Source organism: Psychrobacter sp. N25K4-3-2, assembly GCF_015351755.1.
Taxonomy (GTDB): Bacteria; Pseudomonadota; Gammaproteobacteria; order Pseudomonadales; family Moraxellaceae; genus Psychrobacter; species Psychrobacter glaciei.
In genome coordinates this window covers 344,841-361,357 of record NZ_JADKLX010000003.1, presented here as the reverse complement: position 1 = coordinate 361,357, position 16,517 = coordinate 344,841, and the positions used below count along the sequence as shown (strand labels likewise).

Annotated in this window: 15 protein-coding genes and 4 tRNA genes; 10 read left to right on the top strand and 9 right to left on the bottom strand. The window is 43.4% G+C overall.

What is annotated here, in order from left to right; translation table 11 throughout:
• Positions 1–61: 61 nt before the first annotated feature.
• Together lolB and ispE are read left to right on the top strand one after the other, a co-directional pair.
• On the top strand, positions 62–706 hold the full coding sequence (gene lolB / locus IOD06_RS09450; protein ID WP_194620683.1) for a lipoprotein insertase outer membrane protein LolB: 645 nt from the start codon (positions 62–64) through the stop codon (positions 704–706).
• Between the two features lie 74 nt (positions 707–780).
• A complete protein-coding gene (gene ispE, locus IOD06_RS09445) occupies positions 781–1,725 on the top strand; it encodes a 4-(cytidine 5'-diphospho)-2-C-methyl-D-erythritol kinase (protein ID WP_227669977.1) in 945 nt (314 codons plus the stop codon).
• Positions 1,726–1,871: 146 nt separating this feature from the next.
• On the opposite strand, the gene IOD06_RS09440 is transcribed toward ispE, so the two are convergent.
• Positions 1,872–2,189, bottom strand: a complete 318-nt coding sequence (locus tag IOD06_RS09440) for a barstar family protein (RefSeq protein WP_194620681.1) — start codon at positions 2,187–2,189, stop codon at positions 1,872–1,874.
• 163 nt (positions 2,190–2,352) lie between these two features.
• On the opposite strand from IOD06_RS09440, the gene IOD06_RS09435 reads away from it, so the two are divergent.
• From IOD06_RS09435 to IOD06_RS09405, 7 genes are all read left to right on the top strand, one after another.
• A tRNA-Gln gene (locus IOD06_RS09435) sits at positions 2,353–2,428 on the top strand.
• A 242-nt stretch (positions 2,429–2,670) separates the two neighbouring features.
• Positions 2,671–2,746 (top strand) — tRNA-Gln (locus IOD06_RS09430).
• Positions 2,747–2,856: 110 nt separating this feature from the next.
• Positions 2,857–3,804, top strand: coding sequence for a ribose-phosphate pyrophosphokinase (locus IOD06_RS09425; RefSeq protein ID WP_010196062.1), 948 nt, complete (start codon positions 2,857–2,859; stop codon positions 3,802–3,804).
• 429 nt (positions 3,805–4,233) lie between these two features.
• The gene (locus tag IOD06_RS09420; RefSeq protein ID WP_194620680.1) at positions 4,234–4,923 is read left to right on the top strand and encodes a 50S ribosomal protein L25/general stress protein Ctc; all 690 of its coding nucleotides are present in this window, start codon (positions 4,234–4,236) and stop codon (positions 4,921–4,923) included.
• Between the two features lie 205 nt (positions 4,924–5,128).
• A complete protein-coding gene (gene pth / locus IOD06_RS09415; RefSeq protein WP_010196065.1) occupies positions 5,129–5,710 on the top strand; it encodes an aminoacyl-tRNA hydrolase in 582 nt (193 codons plus the stop codon).
• Positions 5,711–5,810: 100 nt separating this feature from the next.
• Positions 5,811–6,191 carry an aspartate 1-decarboxylase gene (gene panD, locus IOD06_RS09410; RefSeq protein WP_010196068.1) on the top strand — a complete coding sequence of 127 codons (381 nt, stop codon included), beginning with the start codon at positions 5,811–5,813 and terminating at the stop codon, positions 6,189–6,191.
• 210 nt (positions 6,192–6,401) lie between these two features.
• Positions 6,402–7,382 (top strand): calcium/sodium antiporter, encoded by a 981-nt coding sequence (locus IOD06_RS09405; RefSeq protein ID WP_194620679.1) that lies wholly within the window; start codon positions 6,402–6,404, stop codon positions 7,380–7,382.
• A gap of 42 nt (positions 7,383–7,424) precedes the next feature.
• On the opposite strand, the gene IOD06_RS09400 is transcribed toward IOD06_RS09405, so the two are convergent.
• The 3 genes from IOD06_RS09400 to IOD06_RS09390 all read right to left on the bottom strand — a co-directional run bounded on the left by IOD06_RS09400 (position 7,425) and on the right by IOD06_RS09390 (position 8,683).
• On the bottom strand, positions 7,425–8,078 hold the full coding sequence (locus IOD06_RS09400) for an RDD family protein (protein WP_194620678.1): 654 nt from the start codon (positions 8,076–8,078) through the stop codon (positions 7,425–7,427).
• Positions 8,079–8,340: 262 nt separating this feature from the next.
• Positions 8,341–8,417, bottom strand: a tRNA-Arg gene (locus IOD06_RS09395).
• A gap of 176 nt (positions 8,418–8,593) precedes the next feature.
• Positions 8,594–8,683 (bottom strand) — tRNA-Ser (locus IOD06_RS09390).
• 453 nt (positions 8,684–9,136) lie between these two features.
• Here IOD06_RS09390 and IOD06_RS09385 point away from each other — a divergent pair.
• Complete coding sequence (locus IOD06_RS09385; protein WP_194620677.1) at positions 9,137–9,943, top strand: hydroxymethylpyrimidine/phosphomethylpyrimidine kinase; 807 nt, start codon at positions 9,137–9,139, stop codon at positions 9,941–9,943.
• Positions 9,944–10,024: 81 nt separating this feature from the next.
• Here the strand turns inward: IOD06_RS09385 and IOD06_RS09380 are convergent, their stop codons facing one another.
• The 5 genes from IOD06_RS09380 to ppx form a co-directional block, all read right to left on the bottom strand.
• Positions 10,025–10,594, bottom strand: a complete 570-nt coding sequence (locus IOD06_RS09380) for a YggT family protein (protein WP_010196074.1) — start codon at positions 10,592–10,594, stop codon at positions 10,025–10,027.
• Between the two features lie 135 nt (positions 10,595–10,729).
• On the bottom strand, positions 10,730–11,560 hold the full coding sequence (proC, locus tag IOD06_RS09375; protein WP_194620676.1) for a pyrroline-5-carboxylate reductase: 831 nt from the start codon (positions 11,558–11,560) through the stop codon (positions 10,730–10,732).
• 176 nt (positions 11,561–11,736) lie between these two features.
• Complete coding sequence (tilS, locus tag IOD06_RS09370; RefSeq protein WP_194620675.1) at positions 11,737–13,302, bottom strand: tRNA lysidine(34) synthetase TilS; 1,566 nt, start codon at positions 13,300–13,302, stop codon at positions 11,737–11,739.
• Between the two features lie 361 nt (positions 13,303–13,663).
• A complete protein-coding gene (locus IOD06_RS09365) occupies positions 13,664–14,467 on the bottom strand; it encodes an acetyl-CoA carboxylase carboxyltransferase subunit alpha (RefSeq protein WP_194620674.1) in 804 nt (267 codons plus the stop codon).
• A 198-nt stretch (positions 14,468–14,665) separates the two neighbouring features.
• Positions 14,666–16,192 (bottom strand): exopolyphosphatase, encoded by a 1,527-nt coding sequence (ppx, locus tag IOD06_RS09360; protein WP_194620673.1) that lies wholly within the window; start codon positions 16,190–16,192, stop codon positions 14,666–14,668.
• Between the last annotated feature and the right edge of the window lie 325 nt (positions 16,193–16,517).

Sequence of the window (16,517 nt, the reverse complement as noted above, 5' to 3'; positions counted from 1 at the left end):
CGTATAAATGGGTAACAAATTCAGCTTAAGCTATTATCTTTGTTAATTTTGAGGAAGCATCATGTCAGTATCACAAACAATCCCTTTTCAAGCCAAAAAACTCAGTCTATTGACGGCTTTGACAGCAGCCATTTTGGTGACGACTGGTTGTCAATCATTAAAGACCACCAGCGGCACAAACCAACCTAGTAGCACCGTACAGGGACAAAGTGGCCAGCAGCCACAAAAGCTTGAGAGCTTCAATATCACCGGTAAAATTGGCGTTACGACACCTGCTAATGATACTAACGGTGCTCAAGGCGGCAGTGCCTTTTACGCGTGGGGACAACAAAACGACCGCTTTGCGATTGAGTTAATTGGTGCGCTCGGTATTGGCAAAACCAACATTGAATATAATGGTCAAACAGCAACATTAGTCAGCGAAAAAACCGGTACATTGACCGCTGATGACCCTGAGACCTTGCTCAAAAAAGCCACTGGCTGGCAAGCACCGATCTCGCAGATGCCGTATTGGGTATCTGGTCGCCCAGCGCCTTCCGACACCGCCCCTACCCTTGACAATCAAAATCGTTTGATTAGCTCAGTTAATGGTGAGTGGAATGCTAGCTTTACCTATAAAGGCAACGATAAGCTGCCTAGTAAAATCAGCGCTGCACAATCACAAGGCAATAAAGTCGTCATGACGATTGATCATCAGAATCGTTAAAGCATTGAAATATTGAGACATTTAAATGTTGAAATGTTAAAACATCCATAAATCAAATGGCGATGCAAAATAATATGAGCGCTAAAACGACCATCACTCGCTTATCCCCAGCAAAAATCAATTTGTTTTTGCACATTACTGGTAAGCGTACTGATGGCTATCATGACTTGCAAACCGTGTTTCGCTTGCTTGATTGGGGCGATTATTTGCACTTTTCAGTCACAGATGATGCCGTGATATATGCAGCTGATAGTGAATTAGATGCTAATAAGCTCTGTCATCAGCTGCTAACCTTAACTGGCGCAGACGCAATAACTGCCAGTATAGATGACAATTTGATTTTTAAAGCCGCACACGCATTGCTAGCATTTGTCATAGAATCAACCAGATTACTTAAGCAATTAGCGTCAGTGGAAATTACTTTAGACAAGCATTTGCCGATGGGCGCAGGCTTGGGCGGTGGTTCTTCCAATGCCGCGACGACGCTACTAACATTAAATGAGATTTGGCAGCTTAATTTAACGTGTGATGAGCTGATAAAAATCGGTGCTAAAGTGGGTGCCGACGTACCAATATTTATCTTTGGGCAAGATGCGATTGCGATGGGTATTGGCGAGGAGCTGACAGCGATTGACTTGCCTGAGCAGCAATACTTAGTCCTAACGCCAAACGCGCATGTGAATACCGCCAAACTGTTCGCCCACCCTGAATTAAAGCGCGATATTACGCCACTATCAATTGAGACGATTAAGAGTCAGTCTAATGACTATGACAAACAGTTAAATGCGCCTTACCAAAATGTCTTTACACCAGTGGTGACCAGCCTTGCCCCTGCTGTCGATGAAGCGCTTCAATATTTGCAACGTTTAGAAGAGCAAGCACTAGGAACATCACGAATGACTGGCTCTGGTAGCGCGGTGTTTTTGCCGTTAGATGTGAATGTTGCTACTGATAAGGCACTTTTGGCGAAATGGATTGCGGATGCGCCTTGTGCAGCGTATGTAGTGAGGAGTTTGTAGCTAGTTATTTTTTACAATTCTGAGCTTGGTTTCGATAATATAACCAGCACATACCAACATATTCCAGCCCGCGTAGGGCGCGCCCAGCGCACCGATTTTCAGACGAAAAATAGTATGCAAAGCGTAACTTATGCAAAAATTCTAATCTAAATCAATATTAAATGAATCGATGGACTGACCTCATTACGAATTGCTTTATCATTTACACATTGAATAGCATAAAAAAAGTTATTTGCAATCAACTCGTTGTTATAAGGAAAATTTTTAATCGTTAAGTTCAGCACTTCATTTTCACCTATAGTAAGCTCAGACATCCCATATTCTGGATAACGAATATCGCCAAGACAGTCAATTAATGCATTAAAATTTGCCCCATAAAAATCTGGGAAACCAAAAGCTTGCTTTAATTGTTCATGCATCTCGCCCACTGTATTAATACCTACAAAATCTATAGAAAGTTCCATATTCTGTCGCCTTTATAAAATAATAATTACCATTGCTACCAATAACCATCTCAAGAATAGGCCAATAGACCCTATCAAAACCATCCCATTACGAATAAAAGGCATAAAAAGCCGCAAATGACTTGCAAAATCTGAAAATTTAATTATAATAGGTCGCCTCAATAGGGGTATAGCCAAGTTGGTAAGGCATCAGGTTTTGATCCTGACATCCGTTGGTTCGAGTCCAGCTACCCCTACCATTTTTTAGTACGAAGCGTTCGATAGACACTGATTATAATTGGTATTATAAATACTCACTTATTTTGATTGTCATTGACAACGTTATCCCAGTTTCGGTATAGTTCGCAATGGACACCGCTAGGGAAAAAGTTGTTTTTTAGATGGTTTAATCGTTTATCAGATAACTAATAGGTGATGACATCATTCTAAGAATAACTAGTAGTTACTATTAGATATCGGATGTTCATAGCCTAGACATTACAGGGGTATAGCCAAGTTGGTAAGGCATCAGGTTTTGATCCTGACATCCGTTGGTTCGAGTCCAGCTACCCCTACCATTTTTTACTGTAATAGTAGTCTCCAATCATTTTCACCACTCTTTTCTGAATTTGAGCAGTTTGACACTGCTTAGCGGTCGCTGCTTGAGTCAATCAATAGGACTTCTGTCATGCCTTATTTGGCGATTTTTACGGGCAATGCCCACCCAGAATTAGCAAAAACCGTAGCCGATCACCTTCATATACCTCTTGGTAAAGCTGACATCACGCGTTTTTCTGATGGCGAAATTGCCGTGGAAATCAAAGAACACGTACGTGGTAAAGATGTGTTTATCATGCAGCCTACTTGTGCACCGACCAACGACAACTTGATGGAAATCATGATGATGGCTGACGCTTTGCGTCGCTCTAGTGCTGGCCGTATCACAGCTGTTATGCCCTACTTCGGTTATGCCCGCCAAGACCGTCGTCCTCGTTCAGCTCGTGTACCTATTTCAGCCAAAGTCGTCGCTGACATGTTAAACATCGTCAGTATCGATCGCGTCATGACCGTTGATTTGCATTCAGATCAGATTCAAGGTTTCTTTGATATTCCAGTTGACAACATCTACGGTACGCCTGTACTACTCAACGACCTCAAAAAACAAGATTATGACAACATCATGGTGGTTTCACCTGACGTTGGTGGTGTGGTACGTGCGCGTGCGATGGCAAAGCAATTGGGTGATACTGACATGGCGATTATTGATAAACGCCGTGCCCGTGCCAATGAATCACAAGTGATGCATATCATCGGTGATGTTCGTGACCGTGATTGCGTGATTGTTGACGATATGGTCGATACTGCAGGCACATTGTGTAAAGCGGCTGAAGCATTAAAAGCAAACGGTGCGCGTCGCGTCTTAGCTTACATTACACATCCTGTTCTATCGGGTAATGCGCTGAAAAACATCAGCGAATCTGCGCTAGACGAAGTCGTCGTTACCGATACAATTCCGTTATCGGCTGAAGCTAAAGCATGTAGCAAAATTCGTCAGGTCAGTATTGCCCCAATGCTTGCTGAAAGCTTACGTCGTATTAACAACGAAGAATCTATTAGCGCAATGTTTGATGCCTAATTTTAAACCGTTATTGCAGTGATTTTGATAGTAAGCACTGTGACCACGAAGCCTTAATAGCAAAAAATAGAGCGTCAAGTATCATTACTTGGCGCTTTTTTTTAGGTAAGCCTTTTGTCTAGGTCTTTATTATCACAACAAAACCACGTATAATGCGCGCCTGTGCCGACCATTTATCTTATCTAAAGTGGTCGATATTACCAAAAGTGCTGATCACGCTGATAAGTAATGGCTTTTATGCTCACCATAATGACTTTTATGATCATTATAGTGATAAAAATCCTTGCTATGAGCGAATGGTTTAAGAGGCTGATTGTTAGTCATTATTAATCATTGGCCATCTTAGCTATCATCACGTCTTAGTGGATCGGTCGCAAATCCACTTTTTATGACCAGACACTTTTTCATTCTTTTTATAGGATTATATCCATGAGCATTAACCATTTTGAGCTAAACGCAGTTGATCGTTCTGCTGAACAACAAGGTAAAGGTGCGAGCCGCCGCCTACGTAAGCAGAATCTAGTTCCTGCTATTATTTATGGTGGCAACGAAGAGCCTACCTCTATCTCTATCAAAATCAATGAGTTGGTAAAATCGCTTGAATTTGAAGCGTTCTTCTCACATATTTTGACCATCAATGTTGACGGCGTAGAACATCAAGCTGTTATCAAAGATTTGCAACGTCATCCAGCTAAAGGCTTCCCAATGCATGCTGACTTCCAGCGCATTGTGAAAGGTCAAAAAATCCACATGAATGTTCCTGTGCATTTTACTGGTCGTGAAGATGCGCCGGGTACCGCTGCTGCTGGTGTACTATCAACGCTAGTATCTGACATCGAAATCATCTGCCTACCATCACTACTTCCTGAGTATCTAGAAGTAGACGTATCTGGTATGGAAATCGGTGATTTGTTCCGTCTATCAGACATCAAACTTCCTGAAGGCGTTGTAATTCATGAGCTTGAGCTAGAAGACGGCCATGACCGTACTATCGTTAACATGCAGCCACCAACGGTTGAAGAAGTTGACGAAGATGCTGAAGACGTTGATGCAGCTGACGTACCAGCCACTGAGCAAGATGCTGACGGCGAAACTGAAGACAAGAAAGACGGCGAATAATAAACCACCACTATGTAGCGACTTATCGTAGGCTACGTAGAAAAGGTTTGTTTGGTTAGAAAAACAGCAGGTGATGAATATCTCCTGCTGTTTTTGTCCGTAAGGTTTGAAAATTACGACAACTTTTATATAGGCTAAATATTATAGAGTCGTCTTACTTTTCAAACCTTATCACTCATTTATTAAATTTAAGCAGGGTGTTTTTATGGCCATAAAACTTATTGTCGGTCTTGGTAATCCCGGTCAGCAGTATATGTTTACGCGCCATAATGCAGGATTTTGGTTCGTCCATCATTTAGCGCAGCAGTTTAATATCACGCTAGCCCCTGACAAAAAGTTTCACGGGGTAACAGGACGCGGGCAAATTCATGGGCACGATGTTCGTCTTTTGATGCCGCTGACTTTTATGAATAAATCTGGTCAGTCGGTGGTACCCATGATTAATTTTTATGGCATCCACAATGATGAATTGTTGATAGCTCATGATGAGCTGGATATTCCCGCTGGTAGTATCAAGCTAAAAACCGATGGTGGTCATGGTGGTCATAATGGTCTGCGTGATATCACCCCGCATATCGGTAATGATTTTCATCGCCTACGTGTGGGTATCGGCCACCCTGGTCACAAATCTAAAGTCAGTGGGCATGTCCTTTCTAAAGCGTCTCCCGATGAGCAAATTGCCATTGATAGCGCATTGACTGCTGCCTTTGAGGCCTTGCCATTACTGCTAGGTGGTGATGTCGAAAAAGCACGTTCACAAATTAACGGCTTTAAATTACCCGAATAATATAGTGGTGCGATTATAATGGCCTTTTATTTTGGCAGTTTTGTCCCCATTAACCTTTTGATTTAGTTATTTAATATCAGTTACGCTAAGGAAGCAACCTATGCTACTTAATATGCTTAAATGCAAATTACACCGTGCTCGCGTTACCCATGCCGAGCTTCATTATGAAGGCTCATGTGGTATCGATGGTGATCTGTTAGATCTTGCTGGTCTACGTGAAAATGAATCTATCGATATCTATAATGTGACCAATGGCAAGCGCTTTCGCACCTACGCTATTCGTGCTGAAGCAGGATCTGGTATTATCTCGCTAAATGGTGCTGCGGCCCATATGGCAGATTTGGGTGATATCGTCATCATTTGTGCTTATGCGCATTTTGATGAAGTTGAAGCTTCAACGTATCAGCCAAAACTGGTCTATTGTAATGAAGACAACACCGTAAAAGACACGGCAAATATCATCCCAGTACAAGTGGCTTAAGAAAATTACTTCAAATTTTGTTACATAAAGTATGGGTAAATACGTCATCATACAGTTGCTGTTGTTGTCAAAACCCCATTAAAATACTTGCACTTATATCGAAGCTGAATCCAGATTGTGATTCAGCTTTTTTTTACGCCATTTTTATACGATCTAAGCTTATTCAACATCCAATATCTATTTTTTATCCCTAACGAAGGAGTTATCTACATGTGGTTGGCAGTCATTGCAATTTTGATTGGTCTAGCAATTTTGGTTTGGAGCGCTGATGTTTTTATTGATGGAGCGACCGCTTTAGCCATTAAGTTACGCATGCCAAGTTTTTTGATTGGCGTGATCATATTGGGGGTAGGCACATCCGCACCTGAGATGGTCGTCTCCGCGTTGGCCGCACTAGAAGGCAGCCCTGAGCTGGCATTAGGTAATGCTTATGGCTCTAATATCATCAATATTGCTTTGGTATTGGGTGCAACCGTATTGATTAGCCCTATTATCATTCATAAAGGTGTCATAAAGCGCGATCTACCGATACTGGTAGTGATTACCGCATTGGCAGCATGGCAACTGCGTGACGGGCTGCTGAGCTTAACTGACGGGTTAGTATTATTAGGAATGCTAGTGCTCGTCTTAGGGATTCAAATCGTGCTGAGCTTACGCGAAGGCAAATCAAATGACGCAGATGCTATTACAGAAAGTTTGAGCGACACAGAGCACAATCATCCTAGCTTGATGCGTGGGTTAGGCAGTTTACTGATTGGCTTGTCAATGCTGGTGGCAAGCTCGCAAGCCATTGTCTGGGGTGCGGTAGAGTTGGCAACGTTTTGGGGCTTAAGCGAGCTAATTATCGGCTTAACCATCGTTGCGGTTGGTACATCGCTGCCTGAATTGGTCGCCAGCTTATCAGCAGCACGTAAAGGCGAGCACGACATGGCGTTGGGCAATATCATTGGCTCTAATATCTTTAATACCTTAGGCGTCGTTGGTCTGGCCGCCCTCATCGCCCCTATCACTGCCAATCCGATTATCTTATCGCGTGATATTTTAGCGATGGGGTTGATCACTCTATTACTCGTGGTACTGTGTGTTTTTGCCTTTATGACCAAGCGTCCATTTGGTCGTATATCTGGCGCGACCTTAGTCATGTTTTTCGTCGGCTATACTTTATGGCTGATGCAGACAGCCAACATGTAACGCTTAACGTGTGTTGACAGACTATGGCGATGATAATGCGGTTTATTTTCCTTGCTTGCGGTTTCTAATGACCCGCCATAGTCCTTCATTCTCTGTTTTTGGCATTTTTAACGTGATGGTATTGGATAGCATATCTTGTACCGCGAGACCACGCGGGTTGAAGAAGCAAAAAGCATAATTAAAGATGAAGCCCAAAAAAGCACTGGTTAATAAGATAGCCCGCGAGCCATCGATGACACTACCAATGATGCCAAATATGAGTGGCATGATAAAGGCGGCCAAAATGCGCTTAAAGGACTGACCCCACGTCAGTAAATGACCGCTATTATTGACCGTTTTTAAGCGCCACGTCTGCATGCCTAACGTCTGCCCACCGCGACGCCAAAATATCCCGTAGAACCCCACCAGCGTCAGTATAAAAGACGGCGTCATAATGAAGTTTTGATACCATGTCGGCAGCGACTGCGCTTGTGAGGACTCGCTACCCGTCTCCATAGTCATAAGTGTGCCAATCACCGTCAGCAAAGTCCCTACCAAAAATAACAATGCTAAAATCAGCATCCCATCATAAAGGATCGCTGCCATACGAGTGCTAGGTTTGGCAATCGTTGGTTCTTCAATTTCAGAGGCGCGAGGCATGGAGGTTTTTGGTGGCAATTTGGCTTTATTAGCCGCTTTTGACGACGATTTTGACATGATACAAGCCCATAGCAAGCGAAAAATAGAGCGTTCATTGTACCGTAATTCAGGCACTTATCGTATATTATGATGAGAGAAGACGTCAGATGCAAAAGACTATTTATTCAAATTTAGAGGGAGGATAACAAGTAGGACATGGCTTTATAATATAAATAGTAGTTTTATAAAAACTGTAGACATAAAAAAACCGCCAAATTGTCATAAGACAGGCGATTATTTTAATGTCTCTTTAACTGGGTTAAAGAAGTGATAATGCAAATGGTGCGCTTGGAGAGATTCGAACTCCCGACCCCTTAGTTCGTAGCCAAGTGCTCTATCCAACTGAGCTACAAGCGCGTACTTTGCACATCATTCACTACGCAGTAAATAACTTTGTAGTAAATTAGGTTGGTCATTATATAGATAATATCGCTTGTGTCAACATCTTTATTTATTAAAATCAAATTACTTTTTAAATGATAAAAAATCAACCACTACTTTTTGCGATACTACTCTAAAAACAACACTATAAATGGAGGTGAAGGAGGGATTCGAACCCTCGATACGCGCAAACGTATGGTTCCTTAGCAGGGAACTGGTTTCAGCCACTCACCCACTTCACCAAACGATGTAAGACTTTTTAAGTTCTAAAAAATAGTATTATTGCTGATAATACGTCTTATCCCGTGGGCGAGTATTATAGCAAAGCCGAAACGAATTGCAAGCGTTGTCTACAGATTTAATGCGATTTTTATCATATTTATTTGTTTACATCGCCTTATATCCTTTTGAACGACCAAAGTACCAGAATAATCAGTAAAATTGAGGTTTAGAGCAGTCAGCCTAATCTGATACCATTCACAAAAATTAGAGTAGCAAGGAAAACGATTGTAAGTGCTACGCATTGTAGACTAAACGAGTTTGACACCGCTAATCGTACTTTTTGGGTTCGGTATGCGTTGTTATCGATTGGTGGATTGACCGTCTATACACAATCTCTAACCTGCTATGGCTTTTTTAGTAGTGGGTGTCTATAGTATTTGTTACTCATTTTAGATTATGTCAAAGGAAGTATTATGCGACCAGTAGTACTGTGTTTTTCAGGATTGGATCCCTCAGGCGGTGCTGGATTACAAGCAGACATCGAAGCCATTGGTCAAGCAGGTGGTCATGCTGCCATTGCTTGTACGGCCATTACCATACAAAGCTCGCAGCAAGTTTTTAGTTTTGAAGCTTGTAGCGCTGAATTAGTCAGAAATCAAGCTATGGCAGTGCTCGATGATTTGCCAGTAAAGGTGATCAAATCGGGCATGCTCGGCACTACGGATAATATAAAAATGATGACTAGATTATTCGCTAATAAAGTTATCAAGAAACACACCTCTTTTGTACTGGACCCAGTATTGGTTGCCAATAGTGGTGGCAGCTTAGGTGACGAGCAGACGTTGGTCGCCGCTTTCAAGAAGCTGCTGCCCTATGCCACTCTAATTACCCCAAACACTCATGAACTGCGAGCCTTGAGTGGTGAGCAAGACTTGCATACAGCTGCGAAAAAACTGTGCGCACAAGGGTCTTATGCCGTATTGGTCAAAACCTCACACGATTTTGATAGCGGTGATATCGAGCAATATCTATATATACAAGGTGACATGGTGCATAAAAGCACTTTACCACGCCTAACAGGTGAATTTCATGGCTCTGGCTGCTCGCTGGCTAGCTTTATCGCTGGACGGTTAGCGATGGGAGACGTGCTTATCGATGCGGTCAAGGCAGCCGATAGCTGGATTACACAAACCTTGCGTGCGGCTGATGCTCCGCACCCTGATGATAGCCAAGCCCAATTGATACCCAATCGTTTTATAGACTTTCAGAATAATCTATAAACGATAAATAAAAAAAGACGCTCTATATTAATAGAGCGTCTTTTTTAGCGAATCTTTTCTTAGCTTTCTGTCTTTATTTTACTAGCCCAACATCGGCATAAAGCTCGCTGCCAAACCACCAATGAGCATTTCGAGCAGAATAAAAGCAAAAAAGGCGACCATAGGTGACAAGTCAAGCATGCCTAAGTTTGGTGTGATACGGCGAAAGGGCGCTAAGATTGGCTCAGCCAAGTTAATGATGATGCCAATAATAGGATGCTCAGATTTAGTGAACACAACAATCCAGCTCACAATAATAGAGCCGATGACCAAATAGCGACACATGCGTAAAAAGTCTAATATCAAGCTGATGGTACCCGTAAAAAATAGCGGGACAGGTGCGATGCCTTTATGGGTCAACGCGGCTTTACCAGAGATATCAATCAGGCGTATCAAAAACATCAGCACGATGGCGGCAATACTGATACGACCTTGCCCGACAGTTGGGAAAATACGCCCAAACACATCGACGATATGGGTCGCTTTGTAAGCCGGAGCAATCATCGGATTGCTGGCATCCATCCCTGCAAATTGCAGCATAAAACGGATGAAGACCAACATCATAGCGAAGGTGGTGACCAAATCAAAAATTTGAAACAACAGGTTGTTCATGAATTGCTACTCAATGGGCTTGTACGCTAATAACAACAAAATTAATAAAAGACGAATAATCGAGACCAGTATTAACCATTTATGATGACAGCCACTCACGAAGAAGTGGCTGGTTGTATCTGGTGGCTATTGGTATTATTTCATCTCTTCGCTAAGCGCTTGGCTACGGTCATAACAAGCTTGCATGGCTTCACCGATTTGGCGACCAATCTCATTGGCTTGCATTGATTCTACCGCAGCTTGAGTCGTACCGTTCGGTGACGTGACTTTGCGGCGTAGCTCAGCAGGCGCATCATCACTATCCATCGCCATTTTTGCCGCGCCTAGCATGGTTTGCATGGCCAATGCTGAGGCTTGTTCTTTATCTAAACCTAAAGCAACTGCCCCATCGACCATCGATTCGATGATATAAAACATATACGCTGGTGCTGACCCTGACACAGCGGTGACTGCATGCATATGCTCTTCCTCATCAACCCACATGACCAGACCAGACGCTTCCATCACCGCGGTTGCTAACTGCTTTTGTTCTGCAGAGATATCATCCGTACCATACAGACCGGTCGCACCCATCTGAATCATGGCAGGTGTATTTGGCATCGCGCGTACGATATTACTATATCCACCCAGCATGCCTGACAAAATATCCGTCGACAAACCTGCCGCGACCGAAATCACCAATTGCTTGTCTAACACATCGGCAAAAGCGCTCACGACCGGTTTCATCACTTGCGGTTTTACTGCCAGTACCACAATGTCAGCACCGATAATAGCAGCAGTTGCATCCACAGTGGGGTCAACCGTATTCAACCCTTTAGCAGCCAGTTGCTCTCGAGCCTCGCTACTAGGATCAGCAACGGTAATTAAACTCGGTTTGATACCGCAGCTCACAAGCCCGCTAATCAAAGCCTGCGCCATATTTCCGCCGCCGATGAAGCTGATTTTCTTATTATCTAATACTGACATACATGTCTCCTACTCAAAAAATTCAAAGGTAATCAAAGTAACATAATGGCATTTAAAATGACACTCAGTTTACCATACTGCTACTACGACCGTTTGATAAATTCAAAGTACCCGTTATGCTCGTTATGCTGTCGCGCTTGATGCTCTCGTTACATTAGAATGAACTCAGTAAGTATTCAGACTCTCTTATTTAGGCTGAGATTACTCTCAATATATTTTGCCAACTGATTGTCGTCGAAATGAATACCTGAATGATCACTCCCTAGCACCCAACTTTCAAATGGTGATACTAGCAATAATGGCAATTCTTCATTTTTATGCATGTACATTACACTAACCACTATTAAACTCTCACGCAACCATGATGGAATGCCCAACGTTTGATACAGTTTTTTTCCTGATTGTGGGCGCGATGCCAATGCAGTCTGTAAGCGCTGGTTGCGATTTAGTGGTGCTATCTTAACTACTGTCTGTAACGCATGCTCACCTTTTGTATTATCTAATAACTGTGCCAATGCCTGAGGTAATATCCGCAACTGCCAAGTAAAGTCGGTGCTCGTCCTTAAATGAATCGGTGCCAAATTATTCTCAGATAAGCCATTGCTAGAAATGTTGGACAGATTGGCAGGGGCTAACGTTTGGGTTTGTTCATTAAGCGGCATGTTAAGCCATGCCAACCAGTCATTGCTTAGACGATAAAGCTGCTGACGATACCGTCGAATGGTATACGCATGCTTACGAGCTTGCCAAAAAAGTTCCGTTTGGTGATCATTATCATCACGTTGGCTTAGATGTAGTACCTCATCGACTAGCTGCTTAGCGGGCGGTAATGGCTCATCTTGACCCAACCAATGGTGCAATAATTGACGCTTCCGATAGAGTGGTAGTTTCTGTAGCTCATCAATATTTAGCACACGCTGCGCAGGTGGTAGCTGTAAAGAATGAATAGCTGTGCGATACATGTCTTTTGCTGATTGAGCACTGACAGTCGCTTGGGCATCGCTTAGTAGTTGCGCGCTACGAGCAATATTTTCGATGACGTTGGGATTGTATTTGGTCAATGCTGGCATGATATCACGGCGCAATCCACTCCGCACATTATCGCCAGCGTCATTGGTCGGGTCGTCGATATAGGGCAGTTTTAAATGCTGGGCATAGGTGCTAATACTGGCACGTTGGACGGTCAGCCAAGGCCGCCATAATATCATACGATGTGTGCCCTGCGTTTGGATGCGCCACGGCTGTATGCCTGAGAGCCCATTCACCCCCGCTCCCTGAATCAGCCGCATCAGTACCGTTTCTGCTTGGTCATCAGCATGATGCGCTAATAGCAACACATCATCTTGATTGAGTTGCGCTCGCATGACACCGTAGCGTGCTTGCCGTGCCGCCTGCTCATCATGACCGTTCACTTGCGCATGTAAAATTTGACACGGTACTTTTTGAGCCGCTGCCCAATCAGCCACATGTTTCGCCCAAGCATCACTATCCGCTTGCAAACCATGATTCACATGCAGTAATTGCGGTAAAAATGGCAATTTACCTTGGTGATAGAGTTGCACACACAATGCCGCTAATGCTAAGGAATCGCGCCCGCCACTACAAGCCAGCCAAAGTCGTCGACCATGCAGCTGCTCACCGTACTCAGCCAAACTGGTCAATAACGCCTCAGCCAAATGAGTATCAATTGGCAACTCAGCTATTGGCTCAATGTGATATGGAAGGATTGCACTGCTGGTCATAATTCATCTTATTTAGTCGTTATACAGTCAAAATTTCCTAAAAACGCGACGGTATTGCTGATATCAATTTTTTGTAGCCTCTGTCTGCGCAGGCACAGCAAGCAAGAAAAATTGATATCAGCAGTGCGTGATGGTTCGATATTACTTTTCACTGAATATATATACATTATTAATGCAGAAGTTAGTTGGCACAAAAAAACGCGCCATAGAAGGACGCGTTTTTATTTTAGCACTTTTTGTTTTAACATTAAGGATAACTATTTAATATCAAAAGCTGAGCCTTAAATACTTAATAGGTGCTCAATAATAAATTGACCTCACTCTAAACAAGCCCAATCCAAAAAAGCACAATGTCAGCCTATTAAGCAGGCAACATCACTTCTGAGTTGAAAGACTTTAGCTTTTCATAACGTAGTTCGCAACGCTCATGCGCATCTAAATCCTTAAGCTCATCTAACTGCTCAGCAATGAGTGATTTCAATGCAATCATGACTGGCTGTGGTTGCACGTGAGCACCTTCACCCTCTTCGATGACGGCATCAATCAAGCCCATTTGATATAAATTAATCGCATTTAATTTTAATGCTTCACTGGCATCTTGTGCTTTTTCGGCCGTTTTCCACAAGATAGAGGCACAACCTTCAGGAGAGATAACTGAGTAAATGCTATTTTGCAGCATATTTACCTTATCACCCACACCAATCGCTAATGCACCACCTGAACCACCTTCACCGATAATGGTCACGATAATAGGTACTTTTAAGCTAGAAAAAACCGCAATACTCTCAGCAATGGCTTGCGCTTGTCCACGCTCTTCCGCGCCGATACCAGGGTACGCGCCTTGAGTATCAACAAAGGTCATCACGGGAATATTAAAACGCTCCGCCATTTTTACCAAGCGAATGACTTTGCGATAGCCTTCAGGATTGGCCATACCAAAGTTATGGGCGATACGCTCGCGAGTACTGCGACCGCGATGTTGACCAATCACCATTACTGGCATACCGTCAAAGCGCGCAAGCCCGCCCAAGATGGCTTTATCATCAGCAAACGCACGGTCGCCGTGCAGCTCATCAAATTCGGTAAACAGCTGATTAACATAGTCCATAAATAATGGACGCTTGGCGTGCCGTGCAAGCTGCACACTATCCCAGACAGTGCTCATAGACCTTTCCCTTTAATAATTATATTTAACAATAGCATCGTTATCGGTTTGTAGATAATAAAAGTACAGTTGTAAACTCAATAGAAGCTATAGTAGCACATCTTAAATGGCATGACATTACTGACAAAGCCGCTTTTGTTACGTTAATCTGTAGCTTGCTCATCACAATAGTAACGACTCAATGCTAGCGCTCAGCACTTATGCCTCGACCACGCTTAACGTCACGCCCCATTTAGCAAACTGCTCGACCTCATTATGCAAATCTGATAATAAGAACGCATAATGCTCATTGTTATCGGTCACTGTGATTTGCCAGCAGTTGGTATCAATGACTTGAAGCTGCAACGTTGGTAGTTCGTTATCGCTACGACTGTGATGCGCGAGTACTGCTAACCGTAACAATAAGCAGAGATAAACCAGCGAATCACCGCCAATAGTACAAGTCTGCTCTAACATATCCGACTTGAGCTTGCGACGATGATTGAGCATCAGCTGCGCCATACGCTTTTGATCTACTTGTGAAAACCCGGGAATATCTGAGTGTTCAAGCAAGTAAGCGCTGTGTTTGTGGTAGCTGCTATGGCTAATCGCCAATCCTATCTCATGTAAAAATGCCGCTCGCCTGAGCAAATCGCCATCGTCGCTACTGAGTGTCAGCTTCGCCTTCACTTGCTCAAACAGATTACGACTGGTTTTTACCACCTGCTTAGCTTGTTTTTTATCCCCAGAATAGCGTTTAATCAGCGCGAGCACACTACGGTCACGCACATCTTCACTAGCAAAGCGCCCGAGCATGTCATACATGACGCCTTCGCGTAACGCGCCATCAGAATAGGTCATGGTCTCAATACCCAGCACTTTCATGACTGCACGTAGCACTGCCACGCCTGCAGGGAAGACGGCCTTGCGATGCTCCTTAACCCCTTCAAGCTCAATATCATTGACATTGCCAATCTTAATCAATAATTTTTCTAGTTTTTTGACGCCTTTATAAGTAATGCGTTCTTGCTCATCCGCCCAACCTTTAGAGACAAGCACGTTACGCACTGCTTTAATTGTGCCACTAGAGCCAACCACGCTGCTCCAGCCCGTCTTTTGATAGCGCCCGTTAATCGCCAATACTTCTTTGCGTGCGCCTGATATAGCATTGTTAAACGCTTCTTTGGTAATCTGCCCGTCATCAAAATATCTTTTGGTAAAGGCAACGCAGCCCATTTGTAAGCTTTCGGTCAATAGCGGGTCGAACTCTTGACCAATAATGAATTCGGTCGAACCACCACCGATATCAACGACCAAACGCTTATCACTACTAGCATTGGTGTGTGACACGCCCAAATAAATCAAACGTGCCTCTTCTCGTCCAGCGATGATTTCAATCGGCTTGGGTAAGATTTTATTGGCACGGGTAATAAAGTCATTCGCATTCTTAGCTTGGCGCAAGGCATTGGTCGCCACCACACGGATGCGCTCGGCAGGCACCGAGTCGAGGCGAGCCACAAACCGACTTAAGCACTCAAGTCCACGCTGCTCAGCTGCCGCCTCCAAGATATTATTTTTATCCAATCCTGCCGCCAACTGCACCTTTTCAGACATGGAAACCACTTTTCGTACCTCACCATGATCGAGACGCGCAATGGCCAAATGAAAGCTGTTCGAACCAATATCAATGGCTGCCATCATTTCATCTTCGGCGATTGGTGGGTTTGCTAAATAGTCATTAGGCATAGGATATATCGTTACCGTGTTAGATAAAAAGGATAGGATATTTGCTGAAATATAAGAAAATTGCTCTATGAATAGCTTATATCACTGAACGAATCACAGCGAGTTTCGCCATTAAAGCATTTATGCCAAACACTGGCAAGTAAGACGCACACTTGGCTAAAGCCCCACACCAGCACAGACAAGTAGAGCACATTTGGCGCTTGTGTTAATCAGGGTGATTTGCTACATTAAAAACCATAAATATTATAATAAAGAACAAGCACTTACTTATCCATTCTAATTTTCTATTAAACCAATCCGTGCTCATCGCATAGTAAAACCGTTC

Excerpts from the sequence above, each read along its gene's own strand:
- lolB (WP_194620683.1), top strand. The coding sequence starts at position 62 with ATGTCAGTATCACAAACAATCCCTTTTCAAGCCAAAAAACTCAGTCTA.
- ispE (WP_227669977.1), top strand. The coding sequence starts at position 781 with ATGAGCGCTAAAACGACCATCACTCGCTTATCCCCAGCAAAAATCAAT.
- IOD06_RS09440 (WP_194620681.1), bottom strand. The coding sequence starts at position 2,189 with ATGGAACTTTCTATAGATTTTGTAGGTATTAATACAGTGGGCGAGATG.
- IOD06_RS09425 (WP_010196062.1), top strand. The coding sequence starts at position 2,857 with ATGCCTTATTTGGCGATTTTTACGGGCAATGCCCACCCAGAATTAGCA.
- IOD06_RS09420 (WP_194620680.1), top strand. The coding sequence starts at position 4,234 with ATGAGCATTAACCATTTTGAGCTAAACGCAGTTGATCGTTCTGCTGAA.
- pth (WP_010196065.1), top strand. The coding sequence starts at position 5,129 with ATGGCCATAAAACTTATTGTCGGTCTTGGTAATCCCGGTCAGCAGTAT.
- panD (WP_010196068.1), top strand. The coding sequence starts at position 5,811 with ATGCTACTTAATATGCTTAAATGCAAATTACACCGTGCTCGCGTTACC.
- IOD06_RS09405 (WP_194620679.1), top strand. The coding sequence starts at position 6,402 with ATGTGGTTGGCAGTCATTGCAATTTTGATTGGTCTAGCAATTTTGGTT.
- IOD06_RS09400 (WP_194620678.1), bottom strand. The coding sequence starts at position 8,078 with ATGTCAAAATCGTCGTCAAAAGCGGCTAATAAAGCCAAATTGCCACCA.
- IOD06_RS09385 (WP_194620677.1), top strand. The coding sequence starts at position 9,137 with ATGCGACCAGTAGTACTGTGTTTTTCAGGATTGGATCCCTCAGGCGGT.
- IOD06_RS09380 (WP_010196074.1), bottom strand. The coding sequence starts at position 10,594 with ATGAACAACCTGTTGTTTCAAATTTTTGATTTGGTCACCACCTTCGCT.
- proC (WP_194620676.1), bottom strand. The coding sequence starts at position 11,560 with ATGTCAGTATTAGATAATAAGAAAATCAGCTTCATCGGCGGCGGAAAT.
- tilS (WP_194620675.1), bottom strand. The coding sequence starts at position 13,302 with ATGACCAGCAGTGCAATCCTTCCATATCACATTGAGCCAATAGCTGAG.
- IOD06_RS09365 (WP_194620674.1), bottom strand. The coding sequence starts at position 14,467 with ATGAGCACTGTCTGGGATAGTGTGCAGCTTGCACGGCACGCCAAGCGT.
- ppx (WP_194620673.1), bottom strand. The coding sequence starts at position 16,192 with ATGCCTAATGACTATTTAGCAAACCCACCAATCGCCGAAGATGAAATG.